Origin of the sequence: Serratia inhibens, from assembly GCF_003591175.1 — a bacterium.
In the GTDB taxonomy this organism is placed as follows: domain Bacteria; phylum Pseudomonadota; class Gammaproteobacteria; order Enterobacterales; family Enterobacteriaceae; genus Serratia; species Serratia inhibens.
On the sequence record NZ_QYYG01000003.1, the window covers coordinates 72,364 to 90,390 of the forward strand.

General features: G+C 55.5%; 19 protein-coding genes and 3 tRNA genes. 7 read left to right on the forward strand and 15 right to left on the reverse strand.

Annotation, left to right across the window (positions count from 1 at the left end):
- Nucleotides 1-40: 40 nt before the first annotated feature.
- From deoC to D4100_RS13165, 12 genes are all read right to left on the reverse strand, one after another.
- Nucleotides 41-820: a deoxyribose-phosphate aldolase gene (deoC, locus tag D4100_RS13110; RefSeq protein WP_119804532.1), complete on the reverse strand. Its 780-nt coding sequence runs from the start codon at nucleotides 818-820 to the stop codon at nucleotides 41-43.
- A gap of 373 nt (nucleotides 821-1,193) precedes the next feature.
- Entirely contained in the window at nucleotides 1,194-2,459 is a 1,266-nt protein-coding gene (locus tag D4100_RS13115; RefSeq protein WP_199685694.1) for a NupC/NupG family nucleoside CNT transporter, read from the reverse strand.
- Between the two features lie 208 nt (nucleotides 2,460-2,667).
- A complete protein-coding gene (locus D4100_RS13120; RefSeq protein ID WP_006320016.1) occupies nucleotides 2,668-3,444 on the reverse strand; it encodes a metal-dependent hydrolase in 777 nt (258 codons plus the stop codon).
- Nucleotides 3,441-4,562: a patatin-like phospholipase family protein gene (locus tag D4100_RS13125; RefSeq protein ID WP_043912744.1), complete on the reverse strand. Its 1,122-nt coding sequence runs from the start codon at nucleotides 4,560-4,562 to the stop codon at nucleotides 3,441-3,443. The genes D4100_RS13120 and D4100_RS13125 overlap by 4 nt, the downstream gene beginning before the upstream one ends.
- A gap of 10 nt (nucleotides 4,563-4,572) precedes the next feature.
- Nucleotides 4,573-4,758 (reverse strand): CsbD family protein, encoded by a 186-nt coding sequence (locus tag D4100_RS13130; RefSeq protein WP_006320012.1) that lies wholly within the window; start codon nucleotides 4,756-4,758, stop codon nucleotides 4,573-4,575.
- Between the two features lie 56 nt (nucleotides 4,759-4,814).
- Nucleotides 4,815-4,976 carry a DUF1328 domain-containing protein gene (locus D4100_RS13135; protein ID WP_004955572.1) on the reverse strand — a complete coding sequence of 54 codons (162 nt, stop codon included), beginning with the start codon at nucleotides 4,974-4,976 and terminating at the stop codon, nucleotides 4,815-4,817.
- Between the two features lie 155 nt (nucleotides 4,977-5,131).
- Nucleotides 5,132-5,746, reverse strand: coding sequence for a molecular chaperone OsmY (osmY, locus tag D4100_RS13140; RefSeq protein ID WP_006320009.1), 615 nt, complete (start codon nucleotides 5,744-5,746; stop codon nucleotides 5,132-5,134).
- 530 nt (nucleotides 5,747-6,276) lie between these two features.
- Nucleotides 6,277-7,866, reverse strand: coding sequence for a peptide chain release factor 3 (gene prfC / locus D4100_RS13145; RefSeq protein ID WP_006320007.1), 1,590 nt, complete (start codon nucleotides 7,864-7,866; stop codon nucleotides 6,277-6,279).
- 165 nt (nucleotides 7,867-8,031) lie between these two features.
- Nucleotides 8,032-9,294, reverse strand: a complete 1,263-nt coding sequence (locus D4100_RS13150; protein WP_006320006.1) for a type II toxin-antitoxin system HipA family toxin — start codon at nucleotides 9,292-9,294, stop codon at nucleotides 8,032-8,034.
- Between the two features lie 3 nt (nucleotides 9,295-9,297).
- Complete coding sequence (locus D4100_RS13155; RefSeq protein WP_006320004.1) at nucleotides 9,298-9,603, reverse strand: helix-turn-helix domain-containing protein; 306 nt, start codon at nucleotides 9,601-9,603, stop codon at nucleotides 9,298-9,300.
- Between the two features lie 166 nt (nucleotides 9,604-9,769).
- Entirely contained in the window at nucleotides 9,770-10,213 is a 444-nt protein-coding gene (rimI, locus tag D4100_RS13160; protein ID WP_006320002.1) for a ribosomal protein S18-alanine N-acetyltransferase, read from the reverse strand.
- Nucleotides 10,158-10,595: a DNA polymerase III subunit psi gene (locus tag D4100_RS13165; protein ID WP_006320000.1), complete on the reverse strand. Its 438-nt coding sequence runs from the start codon at nucleotides 10,593-10,595 to the stop codon at nucleotides 10,158-10,160. The genes rimI and D4100_RS13165 overlap by 56 nt, the downstream gene beginning before the upstream one ends.
- A gap of 157 nt (nucleotides 10,596-10,752) precedes the next feature.
- On the opposite strand from D4100_RS13165, the gene rsmC reads away from it, so the two are divergent.
- Nucleotides 10,753-11,796, forward strand: a complete 1,044-nt coding sequence (rsmC, locus tag D4100_RS13170; protein WP_065505881.1) for a 16S rRNA (guanine(1207)-N(2))-methyltransferase RsmC — start codon at nucleotides 10,753-10,755, stop codon at nucleotides 11,794-11,796.
- A 57-nt stretch (nucleotides 11,797-11,853) separates the two neighbouring features.
- Here the strand turns inward: rsmC and D4100_RS13175 are convergent, their stop codons facing one another.
- Nucleotides 11,854-12,846: an aldo/keto reductase gene (locus tag D4100_RS13175; RefSeq protein ID WP_119804535.1), complete on the reverse strand. Its 993-nt coding sequence runs from the start codon at nucleotides 12,844-12,846 to the stop codon at nucleotides 11,854-11,856.
- Nucleotides 12,847-12,976: 130 nt separating this feature from the next.
- On the opposite strand from D4100_RS13175, the gene D4100_RS13180 reads away from it, so the two are divergent.
- From D4100_RS13180 to D4100_RS13195, 4 genes are all read left to right on the forward strand, one after another.
- Nucleotides 12,977-13,921, forward strand: a complete 945-nt coding sequence (locus D4100_RS13180; protein WP_119804536.1) for a LysR family transcriptional regulator — start codon at nucleotides 12,977-12,979, stop codon at nucleotides 13,919-13,921.
- Between the two features lie 72 nt (nucleotides 13,922-13,993).
- A tRNA-Leu gene (locus D4100_RS13185) sits at nucleotides 13,994-14,080 on the forward strand.
- 36 nt (nucleotides 14,081-14,116) lie between these two features.
- Nucleotides 14,117-14,203: transfer RNA gene (locus D4100_RS13190), tRNA-Leu, on the forward strand.
- A 44-nt stretch (nucleotides 14,204-14,247) separates the two neighbouring features.
- Nucleotides 14,248-14,334: transfer RNA gene (locus tag D4100_RS13195), tRNA-Leu, on the forward strand.
- A gap of 82 nt (nucleotides 14,335-14,416) precedes the next feature.
- Here D4100_RS13195 and D4100_RS13200 read toward each other — a convergent pair.
- Complete coding sequence (locus D4100_RS13200; RefSeq protein WP_006320084.1) at nucleotides 14,417-14,701, reverse strand: DUF1435 domain-containing protein; 285 nt, start codon at nucleotides 14,699-14,701, stop codon at nucleotides 14,417-14,419.
- Between the two features lie 262 nt (nucleotides 14,702-14,963).
- Between D4100_RS13200 and D4100_RS13205 the strand changes: the two genes are divergently transcribed.
- Nucleotides 14,964-16,040 carry a diguanylate cyclase gene (locus D4100_RS13205; RefSeq protein ID WP_119804537.1) on the forward strand — a complete coding sequence of 359 codons (1,077 nt, stop codon included), beginning with the start codon at nucleotides 14,964-14,966 and terminating at the stop codon, nucleotides 16,038-16,040.
- 47 nt (nucleotides 16,041-16,087) lie between these two features.
- Here the strand turns inward: D4100_RS13205 and D4100_RS13210 are convergent, their stop codons facing one another.
- Nucleotides 16,088-16,699, reverse strand: a complete 612-nt coding sequence (locus tag D4100_RS13210; protein WP_119804538.1) for a TetR/AcrR family transcriptional regulator — start codon at nucleotides 16,697-16,699, stop codon at nucleotides 16,088-16,090.
- 126 nt (nucleotides 16,700-16,825) lie between these two features.
- Between D4100_RS13210 and D4100_RS13215 the strand changes: the two genes are divergently transcribed.
- Entirely contained in the window at nucleotides 16,826-18,016 is a 1,191-nt protein-coding gene (locus tag D4100_RS13215) for an MFS transporter (protein ID WP_119804539.1), read from the forward strand.
- Nucleotides 18,017-18,027 lie beyond the last annotated feature (11 nt).

An 18,027-nucleotide genomic window follows, 5' to 3' on the forward strand; every position in this document is an offset into this window, starting at 1 on the left:
TGCGGGCAGGCGCTGCGTCGCGCCTTGCCGACGTTATCGATCAGTATCCGCTGCCGGGCGCTGCTGTGCTGTGACCCAGCGTCGTCAGCAGGCTGGCTAACAGGCTGGAGGCGCCGAAACGGAAATGACGCGCGTCGGCCCAGCCTTCACCCAGAATACGATCGGCAAGTTGCAGATAATGCAGTGCGTCTTCCGCCGTGCGCACGCCGCCGGCCGGTTTGAAGCCCACCGTTTTGGCGACGCCCAGATCGCGGATCGTCGACATCATCAACTCTGCGCTTTCCAGCGTGGCGTTGACCGGCACTTTACCGGTAGAGGTTTTGATAAAATCGGCACCGGCGTTAATGGCAATTTCCGACGCTTTACGGATCAGATTGGCCTGCTTCAATTCACCGGTTTCAATAATCACTTTCAGCAGCACGTTGGCCGCCCGGCAGGCTTGCTTGCACTGCTTCACCAGCTCAAAACCGACCTGCTCATTACCGGCGATCAACGCGCGGTAAGGGAACACCACGTCGACTTCGTCGGCACCATAGGCGATAGCCGCACGGGTTTCCGCCAGCGCGATGTCGATATCGTCGTTGCCATGCGGAAAGTTGGTGACGGTCGCGATGCGGATGTCCGGTGTCCCTTGCTCACGCAGGGCCTTGCGCGCCACCGGAATAAAGCGCGGATAAATGCAGATGGCCGCCGTATGGCCGGCCGGGCTGTTGGCCTGACGACACAGCGCGATCACTTTTTCATCGGTGTCGTCATCGTTCAGCGTGGTTAAATCCATTAGGGCCAGCGCACGTTGCGCTGCTGCGGTTAATTCGGTCATAAAACTCTCCAACTGCGAACCTGGGTGTTGGCGAGCGGACTTGGTTCCTTGAAGATAGCGCCGGGGAACGGGTTCCCACGGCGGCAACTGAGATCCTTCTCACCGCACTTGGCCCTGCATATCGTGCAGGGTCAGTAATAGCTATTTGAACACGATCGCCCGGGGCAATTCGCGCTCAGAGTCACACTATATGAAATAACACTGTAACAGGCCGGAATTATATGTGAAGAGAATCACAAAATAACGCGATATCGTTCACAAATTCGCTAAAGAAACGGATGCAGACAACGGGCACGACATCGCGTGCCCGTCTTAGAGTATAGGCGGTGTCCTGCAATAGGGCCTGGCGCACCATTGCGGAACCTTGCCTGGCTTACAGCGCCAAAAAGAACCCGGCGATGGTGGCGCTCATCAGGTTGGAGAGCGTGCCGGCCGCGACCGCCTTCAGGCCGAAGCGCGCGATATCGTGACGACGGTTCGGTGCCATGCTGCCCAGGCCGCCGAGCAGGATCGCCACCGAAGACAGGTTGGCAAAGCCGCACAGCGCAAAAGAGATGATCGCCTTGGTATGCGTCGACAACACCTGCAACCCTTCCGCCGCCACCACGTCGTCCGGGCGCAAATAGGCGCCGAAGTTCATGTAAGCGACAAATTCGTTGACGATAATCTTCTGGCCGATAAACGAGCCGGCGGTCATCGCCTCATGCCACGGCACGCCGATCAGGAAGGCGATCGGTGAGAAGACCCAACCGAGCATCAGCTCCAGCGACAGCTGCGGGTAGTCAAACCAGCCGCCGATTCCGCCAAGGATGCCGTTCAGCAAGGCGATCAGCGCGATAAACGCCAGCAACATGGCGCCGACGTTCAACGCCAGCTGCATGCCGGATGCCGCGCCGGACGCCGCCGCATCGATCACGTTGGCCGGGCGGTCATCTTCGGCGATCAGTTTTGTCGCATCGTCTTTATCCTGGGTTTTCTCGGTTTCCGGCACCATCAGCTTGGCGAACAGCAGCCCGCCCGGCGCGGCCATAAACGACGCGGCAATCAGGTATTCCAGCGGTACGCCCATCTGGGCATAGCCGGCCAGCACCGAACCGGCCACCGAGGCCAGGCCACCGCACATGACGGCGAAAAGTTCTGACTGGGTCATGGTGGCAATATAAGGACGCACCACCAGCGGAGCTTCGGTCTGGCCAACGAAGATATTGGCGGTCGCCGACAGCGATTCGGTGCGCGAGGTGCCCAACAATTTGTGCAAGCCGCCGCCCAATACGCGGATCACCAGTTGCATGATGCCGAGGTAATACAGCACGGCAATCAACGAAGAGAAGAACACGATCACCGGCAGCACGCGCAGAGCGAAAACGAAACCGCCGCCACCGAACACCTCAAACATCTTGTCGGAAACCAGCCCGCCGAAGATAAACGAAATCCCCTGGTTACCGTAGGCGATCACGTTAGCCACGCCGGCCGACATGCCGCCGAGAATACTGCGGCCTACCGGCACGTACAGCACCAGCGCGCCAATGGCCACCTGAATGATGAATGCCCAGACAACGGTACGCAATTTAATGGCGCGTCGGTTGCTGGAGAGCAGCACGGCTATGGCGATCAGTGCCGCCATTCCTACCAGGCTCATGATGAGTTGCATGCAAAGTATCCCTGTTGCGAAAAAGAAATGCATCCCTACCCGGTAGAAACGAGAGGTCCGCAGAAAAGTGATTTCGGGGTGCGATTATACGGAGCGGGGCCCCCCCCGCACCGATTTATGTCACAAATGTATACAACAGGAAGCAAATGAAAATCTTATAACGTGACGGAGGTCACGTTATAAATGATTTTATCGTTCAAAGACTAAACAAAGCGTGGGTGTTGTGTTGCAGGTGGGCGGCAATGTCATCCGGGGATTCCGGGCGCAGCTGGCACAATATCTGGAACACCTCTGCGGCACGTTCAGGGCGGTTCGGTTGCCCCTGGTAACCGGCCAGCGGCATGTCCGGCGCATCGGTTTCCAGCAGCAGGGAGGTCAGCGGCAACCGGGCCATCACGCCGCGGGTTTTCTGCGCTCGCTCATAACTGATGGTGCCGCCGACGCCAATGTAATAGCCCAGGCGAATAAATGCCTGCGCCTGCGACAGGCTGCCGGCAAAGCCATGGACTACGCCACGGCGCGGCAATGGCACGCGGCGCAGCGCGGCGGCCAGTTGATCGTGCGAACGGCGAGAATGCAGGATCACCGGCAAATCATGCTGTTTTGCCAGCTTCAGCTGGGCAATCAACAACCGCTGCTGGCGCTCGAACTGCGGGTTTTCCATGTACAGATCGAGCCCTATCTCCCCAACCGCCACCAGCTTCGGCGGCCGGCTGGCCAGAAACCCGGCCAACTGTTCAAGCTGCGGCTCCTGATGCTGGGCAATGTACAGCGGATGCAACCCCAACGCGGCATACAGTGGCTGATGATCGCGCGCCAGCTTCAACACCCGCGCAAAACGATCGGCAGTCACCGTCGGCACGATAATTCGCCGCACACCCGCTTGTTCGGCCAGTGCCAGGCTCTCGCTCTCATGGTCGCTGAAAGGCGGAAAATCGAAATGACAGTGGGTGTCGGTAAAGTCGTAACTCACAACCCGCCCCCCTCGCCCGGTGGCACATCGCCCGGCAGGATAATTTTCGGCGCGATCAGGCTGGCTTCCGGTTGCGCCGCAAGGCCTTGCGGATGATTGACATCGGTTATGATCGGTGATGGCATCCTGACATTCTCCGGCTGGAGCAAACGGCGCGACAGCGCTTTTTTCACTTTTATGCCGTCCAGTTCCTCTTGCTGCATCAGCCAGTGGCCAACGGTCGCCAGGAAGTAGCGCCCACAGCGGCGACCCAGATGATAATCCTGATTCAGCGAGGTCACGCGGCTGCCCAACGCACTGCTGGCCAGCGGTTTTGGCGGGAAAATCTCAAAGATGCGCAGCTTGCCCGGCGGTTTCTCAATAAACTGCTGGATGCGGTGATAGCTTTGCTCATGGTGTTGCAGGATGCGCACCATCTGCTGCAGGCTGCTTTCGCTCAGCCAGTGCTCCATGCGTTTCATCCACTGCGGCGTGTAATACATCTGAGAAGGCACGGTACGAATGACCACAATAGTATCGGCGCCGCGGCGGTAGGCCTCTTCAACGGGGATAGCATCACTGATTCCGCCGTCCTGATAGCTGACGCCGTCCAGCTCTACGCCCATGCGGTAAAAGCCGGGGATGGCGCTGGAAGCTTTGATCGCCGGCAGCCAACTGGCACGTTGCGCCGGCAGGTAAGTCGGTTCGAAGTCATCGCTGCGGCAGGCGCACATCAGGAATTCACGGCCATCGACCAGGTGCTTTTCGGCCACGTCCATCGCCAACGGCAAGTGTTGCGAGGTCGTGTCGACCAGCCAGTCGAGGTCAATCAGGTGCCCACCGCGCACAAAGCGCAGCGGGTTAAAGAAGTCAGCGGTGGTGGTATAGCGGGTGATGACCCGTCGTGCATAGCCCATCTGGCCGCAAATAAAGGCCGAGAGGTTTTGCGCGCCGGCAGAAGTGCCGATCATCAGGTCAAAAGGGTTAAAGCGGGCACGCTGAAACTCGTCCAGCACACCGGCGGTAAAAATGCCGCGCTGCCCGCCCCCTTCACATACCAACGCCATTTTACCGGGTCGGTACGGCTTATACGCCAGCGGTTCTATATTGCCGAGCGTGATGGGTATTCTGTATCCCAACCCAGTATCCTCAGTGAGACGTTTTTTCCGAGGATACCTCGTCTTGCTCTCTTCCGTAATCCTCTTGCAGTACGCCAGAGAGGCAGTCATTGCTGCCCATCAGCCAAATGCAGTCACTGCCGGACCATTCCGCCACGGCCTGACATACCTGCCCCCTCAGCTGTTTCCAGCGTCCGAGGATGATGTCGCTGTTCATGACGCACCTCCCTACTGCAAGAAAAGGAATCAAGCTTTGTTACACTTTGAGGGAAGCTACGGGCGCCGGCGGCCGGTAAACAGGCTGACCAGGAACAGGATAATCCCCACGACAAAGACGATTTTTGCGGCCCAGGCGGCGGTACCCGCCAGCGTCCCAAAACCCAATGCCGCAGCAATCAATGCAATGACTAAAAAGATAATGCCCCAACGAAACATAAGCCTCTCCTTACCATAGTGAAAAAAATCATCACAGCCTGCGTCTTTTTCGGACATCCTCAGGCTGCGGGTTAATTTCTTTTTTTGGTGGTACATCCCGGGTTGACCTCACGGCCAACCCGGGATCTCGTGCTTGTTGTTACGCGTACTAAGAATTATGGCTTAACGACCAGGTCGTTCTTGACGCTTTTCACGCCGTCGATAGCCTTGGCGATACTCTCTGCGCGTTCAGCCTGCGCCTGGGTTTTCACTTCGCCGGAAAGCTGCACCACACCGTCGGTGGTCTCTACTTTCACGTTGCGCGAAGGCACGATGTCATCGGCCAGCAGTTTGGCTTTCAGTTCGCTGGTGGTTGCGGTGTCACCGGCGTAAGCCTTCATCGACTGTTTGGCTTCATCTTTCACGTGCAGCTTGTCGCTGACGGATTTCACGCCTTCCACCTTACCGGCCACTTCGACCGCGTGCTCGGCCTGCGCCTGGCTGCCGACAAAACCGCTCAGGGTCACGGTGCCTTTTTCCGTTTTCACCGAGATGTCGGTGCTTTTGATGGTTTTATCGTCGACCAGCGCACCTTTAACTTTAGCCGTTGTTGCGCTGTCATCCATGTAACCGTCAACTTTTTTCATGGAGCTATCGATTTTGGCACCCGCGCTATCAGCGGCACTTGACGCTTTATTGAGCAGCGTATCTTCAGCCAGCGCGCTGCCACTAACCAGTACGGAACCCAAAACAACAGCCATCAGTGATTGTGCAAATTTGGTATTTTTCATCGATCTCTTCCTTTGGTTGCGGATCCAAATGATTGCGGATCCTTCAGCCGCCATGATGCGGCCCACTCAGTAAATACTTCACGATTTCTATACGATCAAAGATTCACGCTAAAACGATTACTGTCACACAAGGATTATTGCAACAGCTGTGCCAACCTTAAAATAAACTTAAAAATCAATAACAAATAAAAAATAGCTCATTATTTAACCCAAAAACCGTCGCCGTTCAGCGACAATGATAACGAGTAAAAACAATATTTTAGCTATCTCATTGATTCTTAATAGAACGACCCGTCTCCAATTGGCAACACTGCCGAACAACTCTCTATCTATAAAGTAAAAAGCAGTGAATTACGCTTAATGGATACGCCATCCCCTGTTAAATATAGACTATAGGGCGGAAAACGCAGGGAATACCGGTGAAACCCTGGCGGTAGCGGGATAAAAGAACTGATGAGGGAGATTTATTAATTAGCAGAATGTGGTGCGGCAACATAACACAGGGCGCCCTAAGGCGCCCTGCTGTTCTATCAGTGTTCGCGCGTTTTGCGGAACACCACTTCCGGGTAACGTTCCTGTGTGATATTCAGGTTAACCATGGTTGGCGCGATGTACGACAGATTGTCGCCGCCGTCCAACGCCAGGTTAAGCTCACACTTGCGCTTGAACTCTTCGAATTTTTTCACGTCACTGCACTCAACCCAACGGGCAGTCGAGACGTTGACCGACTCGTACAAGGCTTCCACGTTGTATTCGCTTTTCAAGCGTGCAACCACCACCTCGAACTGCAGCACACCGACCGCACCAACGATCAGATCGTTGTTGGCTATCGGCCGGAACACCTGCACCGCCCCTTCTTCGGACAGTTGCACCAGGCCTTTCAGCAGCTGTTTTTGCTTCAGCGGATCGCGCAGACGAATGCGGCGGAACAGCTCCGGCGCGAAGTTCGGAATACCGGTGAACTTCATGTCTTCACCCTGGGTGAAGGTATCGCCGATCTGAATGGTGCCGTGGTTGTGCAAACCAATGATATCGCCCGGATAGGCTTCTTCCACGTGCGAACGGTCACCCGCCATAAAGGTCAGGGCGTCGGAGATCACCACATCTTTACCGGTGCGCACCTGACGCAACTTCATGCCTTTCTCGTAGCGGCCTGAAACCACACGCATAAAGGCCACGCGGTCACGGTGTTTAGGATCCATGTTGGCCTGGATCTTGAACACGAAGCCGGTGAATTTATCTTCCGCCGCCACCACTTCACGGGTGCTGCTTTTACGCGACATCGGTGCCGGTGCCCAGGCCACCAGGCCGTCGAGCATGTGGTCCACGCCGAAGTTGCCCAAAGCGGTACCGAAGAATACCGGCGTCAAATCACCGCTCATGAAAGCTTCGTGATCGAACTCGTGGGAGGCCCCCTTCACCAGCTCCAGCTCTTCACGCAACTGCGCGGCCAGATCTTCGCCTACCGCGACGTCCAGTTCCGGGTTGTCCAACCCTTTGACGATGCGCACGTCCTGAATGGTGTGGCCTTTGCCGCTCTGGTAAAGGTAGGTTTCATCCTTGTACAGATGATAAACCCCTTTAAACAGCTTGCCGCAGCCGATAGGCCAGGTGATTGGCGAGCAAGCGATTTTCAGCTCACGCTCAACCTCATCCATCACTTCCATAGGATCGCGAATATCGCGGTCCAATTTGTTCATAAAGGTCAGGATCGGCGTGTCGCGCAGACGGGTGACTTCCATCAGCTTGCGGGTACGATCCTCAACGCCTTTCGCGGCGTCAATCACCATCAGACAGCAGTCAACGGCAGTCAGGGTGCGGTAGGTATCTTCGGAGAAGTCTTCGTGCCCAGGGGTGTCCAGCAGGTTAACCAGGCACTCGCGGTACGGGAACTGCATTACCGAGGTGGTGATCGAGATACCACGCTGCTTTTCCATCTCCATCCAGTCGGATTTCGCGTGCTGGTTCGAGCCGCGACCTTTTACCGTACCGGCGGTCTGGATAGCCTGTCCGAACAGCAATACCTTTTCGGTGATGGTGGTTTTACCGGCATCGGGGTGCGAGATGATGGCGAAAGTTCTTCTTTTCGAGACTTCGCGGGCAAATTCACTAGGAGACATGTTTTTCAGATTCTACGGTTAGTCCGCCCTGCGACATCATCAGAACGCGCCGCGCACGGCGCCAGGCAAAGCGGTAAATAAAAGATAATAGCCGGGCATTTTCGCTGATTTGTCAACCGGTGACAATCAATGCTTTTCCCGGCGAGGGAATAACCTTGTTTGTCATTACAAACGGAAGTCGGATGAGAGCGAAGCCCAGTGCTGCCGTAATACGGATTGATGCTCTGCCACCATGGGTAAGTTTTCCAACAAATCGGGCCATAAGGTACGCGCCTTGTCGATGGCATCCAATAAATGCACCCGAATAGCCGGCCAGGGAATGCCGACGCGCTCCGCCCAACGCTCAAAAGTCTGCATGGAAATCATTGCCCAACGCTTTTCTCTCGCCATATTCAACGCCACTTCTGATTCGCCCGGGATATAAACCCGCGTAGTAACAATGTCATAAGCGGGAGAAAGCCGAACCCCGGTTTGGTTGGGGTAGATCATGGACCAGTTTTTTACATGGGCATCGCCATTCGCCAACAGAATATTGGCCAATAAGCGGCGGGCCATCTGTTGCACATCGGCCAAGGGGTCACTGCCCCAGTCATAAAGATATGCCGCTATTTGCTCATAGTTTTTGCCACGGTATTTATCGTGTGCGTAGATTTCAAATATTTGGGCAAAATCCTCCGCATGCACGCGCCCGCTTTCGCTACGATCAAAACGACGGATGGCATAAGCATAAGGCTCATCAGCCAGGCGAATATCCGGTAAGTTATCCAGTTGCCCCACCGCAACCAGCTCAATATCAGGAATATCCACGCCAATAGCTTGCGCCAATCTCATCGCCGTATATTCATTTTCGGGCACGTTACGATGAACCGTCGATGGCGTCTTAATAATCCAGCTATCAGCCCCCACCTGAGAAGAAATGTTGAAGCGCCCATCTTTACGCAGCGAGGAAAACTTCATCTGCACGCCTGCCAGAGAAAATTTCTGCGTCTCCAGGCCGACGTCGATTTGCACCGCTTCCAGCTCGCCGCGCGAGGTTAATGCCCAAGCGGGGATCTCATTGGCGGCAAGCGCTCGTGCCTCAAGCGCCCCCGGCAGGTTGGCACCTGTCCAGGCCATCAAAGGAAACTCTTCATCAACATGCGTTTTCAGCGATTGGGCCAACCAGCTACGCAGTGCCCCTTCAGGCAGTAAATTGGATAAAACGGGGGGAAGACGCAGTGATGACATCAAAACCTGTTCAAGATAACCCGGGTGGGCCCGCTGTCTTAGGGTAAACAACGGGCGACTGGCCTCCGGCAAAGCAAGATATTGCGGATCGAACGTCAGGATATTTTTGCCACCGCTATAATGTGCCAACACACCAATGCGCACCTGGTGCAGCATCAGTGCCAATGCCTGTACCGATTCAACCTGTCGTTGCCCATTCATCAGCTAGTCCTCGAGATCTTTCAGTTTTTTTTCGAAGCTCTGCAGTTCATCGGCAGCAGAAACCTTGCCCGCTTCTTTTTGCAACAAGCGCTCCACATCACGCACATCGTTTTTCGGCACGATAAGGTATTCCAAATCCATCGCCGCCAATATCCGCAGCAGAGTGCTCACCCGCATATCACTGCCGGATTCAATACGCTGGTATTGCTGTTGGGTCATACCGATTTTCATCAAGAAGTCTTTTTGGTTCCAGCCCAGCTCGATGCGTTTCTCTTTCAAAAATTTTGCTATCTCTGATGATTTCCGCATCTTTCACCTCAAAAACAACTGATTGATTGTACCTGATGCAATAAACAACACATTAGTTGTTACATCAGACAAAAACAACTTATTTGCTGTACTCACACTCAAAAACAACCCATTAGTTGTAAATAACCAACAAAACAATAAATAAGCTGTTTTTTTTGATTCGAAATCAGGCCAGCGGCAACGCCATCACTATCGCATCTTCACGCCCGTTGGCACTTGGATAGTAATTGCGACGGAGGGTCACTTCGTTAAAACCGAGATCTTCGTACAGCGCAATGGCCGCACGGTTAGAGGCGCGCACCTCCAGCCACAGCGTGACGACGCCGCGGGCTTCCAACTGCGCAATCAGCGCTTCCAGCAGCAAACGGCCGAAACCGCGACGCTGCCAGTCAGGATGAATCGCGATATTGAACAACGTCGCTTCATCGAGCACGATCTGGGTAATGGCGAAGCCCGCCATCTGCCCTTCGGCGTCCAGTTTCAGGTTAAGGTAACGATCGCCCTGATTGCCGGCAAAGGTGGCTTGCGTCCAGGGAAAAGCGTGGCTGGCCTGCTCAATCTTGAAGGCCGTGGCCAGATCGGCCGCCGTCAGGGTAGAAATAGTGTTCATGATGACAAATCTGCTGCCAGAGTGCGCGTTTGGCACTCGCGTCGAGGGAAAGCTCGGCCAGCGCCGGGCTGTGTAGTTGTGCACCGGCCACCGCGAGCGGTTCCGCGACGCCCAGCCGCCAACTGTTGCATTGGGTATCCTCAGGCAGCATCGCTACCTGGTCCGGCGTCAGGCCATAGGTTTGCGCCGGGGTCAGCCCCAGGCTGCGCAACACGTCGCAAAACAGCGGATCGTTATGCTCAGGCAGCGGCTGCGCCACCACCAGCAAACGCACGTCGGGCGGCAGGCTGACCGCTACTTCACCCTGCAACACGCCCGGGCGGCGCAATGTCCACTGCGTAATACCCAGTTGTTGTAACAGCCAGTCGCGTTTTGATGCCATGCCGATTCCTGTCAGGGAGCTACCCGTTGTGGTGCGCCATGCCTGCCATGCGCCGCGCTATGCTAACAAACCCGCACGGCCTGCGCCAACAAACCCGTCGAACATATCGCCACAAAGCTCTATAATCCCCAGCTTAATTTCCAGGAGCAAAAAACCGATGTCTGCATTAACCCCCGCCAGTGAAGTCATGCTGCGCCACAGTGATGAGTTTATTGAACGCCGCGTACTGTTCGCCGGTGACCTGCAGGACAGCCTGCCGGCCCAATTCGAAGCCGCGGATGTACGTGTCCATACCCAGCAATACCATCACTGGCAGTTACTGAACCGGGCGATGGGTGACAACGTGCAGTTCGGCCTGACCGTAGATGCCGAGTTCGTCGCCGAATGCGATACGTTGATCTACTACTGGCCGAAGAGCAAACAGGAAGCTCAGTTCCAGCTGTGCAACATTCTGGCGTTGCTGCCAGTGGGCGCAGAAGTGTTCGTGGTCGGTGAGAACCGCAGCGGCGTGCGCAGTGCGGAACAGATAATGGAAGACTACGCCACCTTGGTGAAAATCGACAGCGCCCGTCGCTGTGGCCTGTATCACGGCCGCCTGGATACCCAAACCGAATTTGATTTGGACGACTGGTGGGAAAGCTACTCGTTGCACGATCTGGAAGTGAAAACCTTGCCGGGCGTGTTCAGCCGCGATGGGCTGGACGTAGGCAGCTCGCTGCTGCTGTCGACCCTGGAAAAACACATGAAGGGCAAAGTGCTGGATCTGGGCTGTGGCGCCGGCGTGATGGCTTCGGTGCTGTCGAAACTCTCGCCTAAGGTGAAGCTGACGCTCAGCGACGTCAACGCCGCCGCAGTGGAGTCCAGCCGTGCTACGCTGGCCGCCAACGGTATCGAAGGCGAAGTGATCGTCAGTAACGTCTATTCCGACATTACCGGCCGCTTTGACATGATCATCTCCAACCCGCCGTTCCACGATGGCCTGCAAACCAGCCTGACCGCAGCCGAAACCCTGATCCGCGGTGCATTAAAACACCTGCCGATAGGCGGTCGTCTGCGCATCGTGGCCAACGCCTTCCTGCCGTACCCGGACATTCTGGACGCCACCTTCGGCAGCCACGAAGTGCTGGCGCAGAACGGCCGCTTCAAGGTCTATCAAGCCACGGTCGCCCGCGCGCCGCGTGATGCGAAGAAAAAGAAGTAACGGCTAGCCGCTGAATATCATGGCCAAGAGCGCAGCGTTCCCACGCTGCGCTTTTTTTTAGCCGTTGATGTAGGTCATCGATTCGGCGCCATAACGCGGGCCTGCCGCCGCCTGGAACGGGAACACCGCCTCAATCGCCGCCAGTTCGGCCTCGCTCAGCGTCAGCTCCGCCGCCGCGATATTCTCCTCCAGATAACGACGACGCTTGGTGCCCGGGATCGGCACTATGTGTTCACCCTGCGCCAACACCCAGGCCAGCGCCAACTGTGACGGTGCGACACCTTTGCTTTTCGCCAGCTCAGCGACTTTTTCCACCAGCGCCAGATTGCGGGCAAAGTTTTCACCCTGGAAGCGCGGGTTACTGCGGCGGAAGTCGTCGGCGTCCAGATCCTCCGGCCGCCGGATCGCCCCGGTCAGGAAACCGCGGCCCAGCGGGCTATAAGGCACAAAACCGATGCCCAACCGCGAGCAGGCTGCCAACGTTCCCTGCTCGGCATCGCGCGTCCACAGCGAATATTCGGTTTGCAATGCGGTAATCGGGTGCACCTTGTGCGCACGCTCCAGCGTGGCGACCGAAGCCTCACTCAGCCCGATATAACGAATTTTACCTTCGCTAATCAGGTCCGCCATGGTACCAACCACCTCCTCAATCGGCACTTCGGGATCCACGCGGTGCTGGTAGTAAAGATCTATCACTTCCACCCCAAGCCGCTGCAGGCTGCCCTCCACCGAACGGCGGATATATTCCGGCCGGCTGCTGACGCCCCGGGCGGCGGGATCGGCCGGATCGCGCAGAATACCGAATTTGGTGGCCAGAAAGACCTGATCCCGTTTGCCCTTGATCGCTTTGCCAATCAGTTGTTCATTGGTGTGCGGCCCGTACATATCGGCGGTATCCAACAGGGTTACTCCCAGCTCCAGTGCCCGATGCAAAGTGGCAATGGCTTCTTTTTCATCGGAATCGGGCGAGTAAAAGTCACTCATGCCCATGCATCCCAAACCCAGAGCGGAAACGACCGGCCCGTTAAACCCTAATGTGCGCTGTTGCATTGTGCTGCCCTCTTGCTGTTTTTTTAACCGAAGTAGTGTCGCAACAAAGTCTGGTTGTTTACCCTGTAAAGATAAATAATGCAGATTACTCATCACTGTTCAAAAATCGCCAACAATCACGGACGGTAAAATGGATCAGGTTCAGGCCATGCGTATTTTCACCCGTATCGTCGAGCTGGGCAGCTTCAGCCGGGCGGCCGAGCGCTTGCAACTGCCGCGCGCCACGGTCAGCAACGTGCTGAAACGGCTGGAGCAGCGTCTCGGCGTACGGCTGCTGATCCGCACCACCCGTCAGGTGCAGGTGACCAGCGAAGGCACGCTCTATTATCAGCGTTGCGTACAGCTGCTGGGTGCGCTGGAAGAAGCGGATACGCTGTTCAGCCGCCATAAGCTGCAGCCTTCCGGCAAGGTACGTATCGATATGCCGCATTCGCTGGCGCGTGAAATCGTTATCCCGGCGCTGGAAGATTTTTATCGGCGCTATCCGGACATTACGCTGGCGTTAGGCGCCAACGACACCCACGTGGATCTGCTGCGCGAAGGCGTGGACTGCGTGCTGCGCGCCTGGGAAACAGAGGACGACGGCCTGGTGGCGCGGCGCATCGCCATGCTGCCGCAGTTGACCTGCGCCTCTCCCGGTTATCTGGCGGCGTTCGGCGTTCCGCAGTCCATTGACGACCTGCAGCAACACCGCGCTGTGGGGTATTTTTCCCTCGCCAACAACCGTGATTACCCGCTGGAATTTTGCCGCAACGGGAAACTGGAACTGCGCGAGCTGCCCGCCAGACTTAGCGTCAGCGGCGCCGATGCTTACACCAGTGGCTGCCGCGCCGGCATCGGGTTGATACAGGCGGCGCGCTATTCACTGGCACCGTGGCTGGAAAACGGGGAGTTGGTGGAAGTGCTCGCGGAAACGCCACCGCCGCCGATGCCGATTTACATCATGTATCCGCCCGGCCGATTCCTTGCGCCACGGGTCAGAGTATTGATTGATTGGCTGATTGGGCTGTTTGAAAACCCTAAAAGCAGCGATATGGCTGTTTTTCCAGCAAACGCCAGCAAACAGGGGAAATAACTATTGACGTACCCGCCAAAATCTCTAGAATTCGCCTCCGTGGTAACGTTACTCCGGTAATGTTTCTGGAATGCGAAGGTGGCGGAATTGGTAGACGCGCTAGCTTCAGGTGTTAGTGTCCTTACGGACGTGAGGGTTCAAGTCCCTCTCTTCGCACCAAATAACCACATGATTTATATTGCACGCAGCATCGATGCGAAGGTGGCGGAATTGGTAGACGCGCTAGCTTCAGGTGTTAGTGTTCTTACGGACGTGAGGGTTCAAGTCCCTCTCTTCGCACCAAGCTGGCGACGTAATATAAATCTAAAAGCAACAACATCGACTGTGCGAAGGTGGCGGAATTGGTAGACGCGCTAGCTTCAGGTGTTAGTGTCCTTACGGACGTGAGGGTTCAAGTCCCTCTCTTCGCACCAATTGATGAGTTCCCTCCGGTTGTTCCTCTGAAGTCCCCCAAAAAATACCAAACACTCTCCGCTCAAGCGGCTTTTTGCGTTTTTAACTGAAGCTGAAATTCAGGCTGACCGCCGCCAATCCACCGGCCAGCGCCATACACGAAGGCAGCAGCAAATAATGACGCCAGCGGCTGTTAAACAACATAACCAACGTCGCTAACATGGCGATCACGATGAGCGTGCGCAGTTGCATCATATCCAGGTTGATCAACGCCAGTAACGGCATTAAGGCACAGGGCAGCAAAACGCCCCAGGCGCTGGCCAGACGGTTGCCAAGGCACCAGCTGACACCCCACAATCCACATGCGGTAATCATGGCTGCAATCATGATAACCCTACCCTTTAAGTGATAATGATAACCAATATCATATAATACTTTTTTTCACTGCGCATCATTTTCGCCGCAGCGGCCAAACGCGGATGACAAAATGGCGAAAAAATGATAACTTGCCATAAGAAAATTCTTAGTCGCAGTAATGTGCTAATAATCACAATTAAAAACCATTTAGCCCAGGTGTTTAATTGGCATTGAAAGAATTTTTCTAACCTTAACTTTTCGACAGATCGATATTGTAAAGAGTGAACTCCGTATGAACGCGCGTTCTTATCAGGAACTGCTGATCAGCAAGCACCGCTTATCATTGTTTTTATTTTTGTTGATGAATGCGGCCTCTTCTTTATTTACAATATTGGTCCCATTTCAGGATAAGCCTGCATTTACCCTGCCTTTATTAGCCATACCGCTATTTTGTCTGGCTGCATTGTTATTTACCCTGCATTCCATGCAGCAATTCGTCAAAAAACTTAATCTTTTTGCCTGCGTTATTGGCCTGCTGTGGGCGGCACATATTTACATTAAAAGTCAGTATTTTGCGCCCAACAACCAAAGCTTTTTATTAATTAGTCTGTTCAGTATGTTCTTTATCAGCGCCATTGCCTTAACCGATAACTTTATCGCTTTTTGTCTGCATGCCGTCCCTTCCGCGCTGGTCATTCTATTATTGGACGGTATGCACAATACCGTACGGATAGTATTCACCACGGTGCTGCCGATTATCGCTTTCTCAATCCATCACCTCATGCTCAAACGCAGCGAAGCCTTTACCCAAACGCTGGTGGCTAATCTGTATAACGAACGAGACAGATTCAGTAATTTAAGCATGATCGATCCGTTAACCGGCCTTTATAATCGGCGTGGTCTGGAAAACAAGATCAATATGTTGCCGGAATCCCAATCGGGTCGCCATTTCGTTCTGTTGCTCGATATCGACCACTTCAAGGCCTATAACGATAACTATGGTCACACCATGGGCGATCAAGCGCTGGTGCAAGTGGCTATTGCCATCCGCGACTCGGTGCGTTCGCGCGATATTGTGGTGCGCTACGGCGGGGAAGAGTTTCTGGTGTTGCTGACCAACGTCAGAGAAGATTACGCCGCGCAACTGGCTGAAAGAGTGCGCCAGCGCGTGCAAGAATTGAAAATCCCCCACCGCTTTAATCAGTTAGAGGTGACTACCGTCACGCTCAGCGCCGGCATCGCCATGCTGGACAAACTTGACGTGGCCTCGGCGATCCGCGCGGCCGATGCGGCGCTGTATCTGGCTAAAAACAACGGCCGCAACAATATTCAGCTGGCAGATAACGTACAGGTTGCGGCGACCTTGTGACCGCTAACCCTCCCCGCGTTATGATTTGCGGGGGTAAGCAAGCAACCTCAGGCGCTAGTCGCCGCGGCCGGCAAAGGCTTCAACCCGTTAAGCAACAGTTCCACGCCATCCAGCGCCTGCGCCAACGCCTGGGTTGCGTCAGGGCGATTGGCAATCCAAAAGGCCGCGTCCATCAAGCCGCCATTAATCAAATGCGCCAGCACTTCGGGCGAGGTTGGCGCAATATGTTTTTCTTCCATCAACGTTTTCAGCATCCGGGTCATCGAAGCGACGCATTGCTGTTTGCCGGCTTGCAAATGATCCGCACCAAGCACTGAAGGCGAATCGCGCAGCAAAATACGCTGCACTTCCGGCTCCATCGTCATTTCAAGATAAGCCCGGCAGCGCCCTTTGAATGCGCTCCAGCTATCCGGCGCATGGGCGGAAATATCGGCCAGGCGCGCGTCCATTTCTGCATCGATTTCCTGCGCCACGGCAAGAAACAACCCTTTTTTATCGCCAAAGTGGTGGTACAGCGCGCCGCGCGTCATGCCGGCCTGCGCCGTGAGCTCATCCATCACCGTATCGGCATACCCGACGCTGCCAAATTGCCGACGCGCGGTCGCAACCAGCTTTTTGCGCGTTTCCTCAATCATTTCAGTCCGTGCTTTACGTGCCATTTTGACGCTCCGGGCTTAGGGGTGATGACGTTATAATTGACATACGCACCGTATGTCAATTAAGTTTGCATACGCCTCGTATGTCAATGAGGCCGGATGTTACCCCATCACTACTCTGGAGTTTTTATGGCCAACCCTTACCGCGAGCTTTTCAGCGCACCGGGCAGCAAAGCATTTTCCCTTGCGGGGCTTATCGCACGCATGCCCATCTCCATGCTCGGGATCGGCATTATCACCATGCTCGCACAATTGCGGGGGTCTTATTGGTTGGCAGGGGCCGTAGCGGCGACCTTTGCGTTTTCAATGGCGCTGCTGGCACCGCAGATCTCACGCGCGGTTGATCGCCTGGGGCAGCGCCGCGTGCTGCCTTGCGTCACCGTCGTCAGCGTAGCCGGCATGTTGTCATTGCTGCTTTGCACGCATTATCAGGCCCCCGATTGGACCCTGTTCGTTTTCGCGGCGGTGTCCGGTTGCATGCCCAGCATGCCGGCCATGGTCAGAGCCCGCTGGACCGAAATCTTGCGTGGAACACCGCGCTTGCACACCGCCTTTTCGTTTGAGTCCGTGCTCGATGAAGTCTGTTTTATTATCGGCCCCCCCATTTCAGTGGGCCTCAGCGTAGCTGTCTTTCCAGAAGCGGGGCCATTGGCAGCCGCCATTTTGCTGACGATGGGCGTCACGGCCTTTGTCTGGCAAAAACGCTCGGAACCGCCGGTTTATCCTGACGACGGTGCGGATCGCGGTTCCGTCATTAAACAGGTGCCAATGCAGATACTGGTGCTGGCTTTAGTCGCGTTGGGCACCATTGTCGGTACCGTCGACGTCATCAGCGTCGCCTTTGCCGAACAGCTTGGACAGCCCGCCGCAGCCAGTCTGGTGCTGTCGGTTTACGCCATAGGTTCTTGCCTGGCCGGGTTGGTTTTCGGTGCCATGAAAATCCCGGTTCCCCTGCCCCGCCTGTTTTTATATGCCGCTCTGGCCACGGCGATAACCGCTTTGCCCTTGCTGCTGGTTAACGATATTTTCATGCTGGCGGCCACGGTGTTTGTCGCGGGTTTGTTCTTTGCACCGACCATGATCATTGCGATGGGGTTGGTTGAAAATATCGTTCCGCCGTCCCGATTAACGGAGGGGTTAACCTGGATGATCACCGGACTGGGGATTGGCGTAGCGCTCGGCGCCGCTCTGGCGGGATGGGTTGTCGATGAAGCCGGCGTAAAAGCCGGCTTCATCATCACGCTTTCTGCCGGCCTGGTGGTATTGCTGGTCGCCGCAGGCGGTTATCGTCTCATGCAAAAATCCGTGCATACGGTTTGACGGGAAATTGC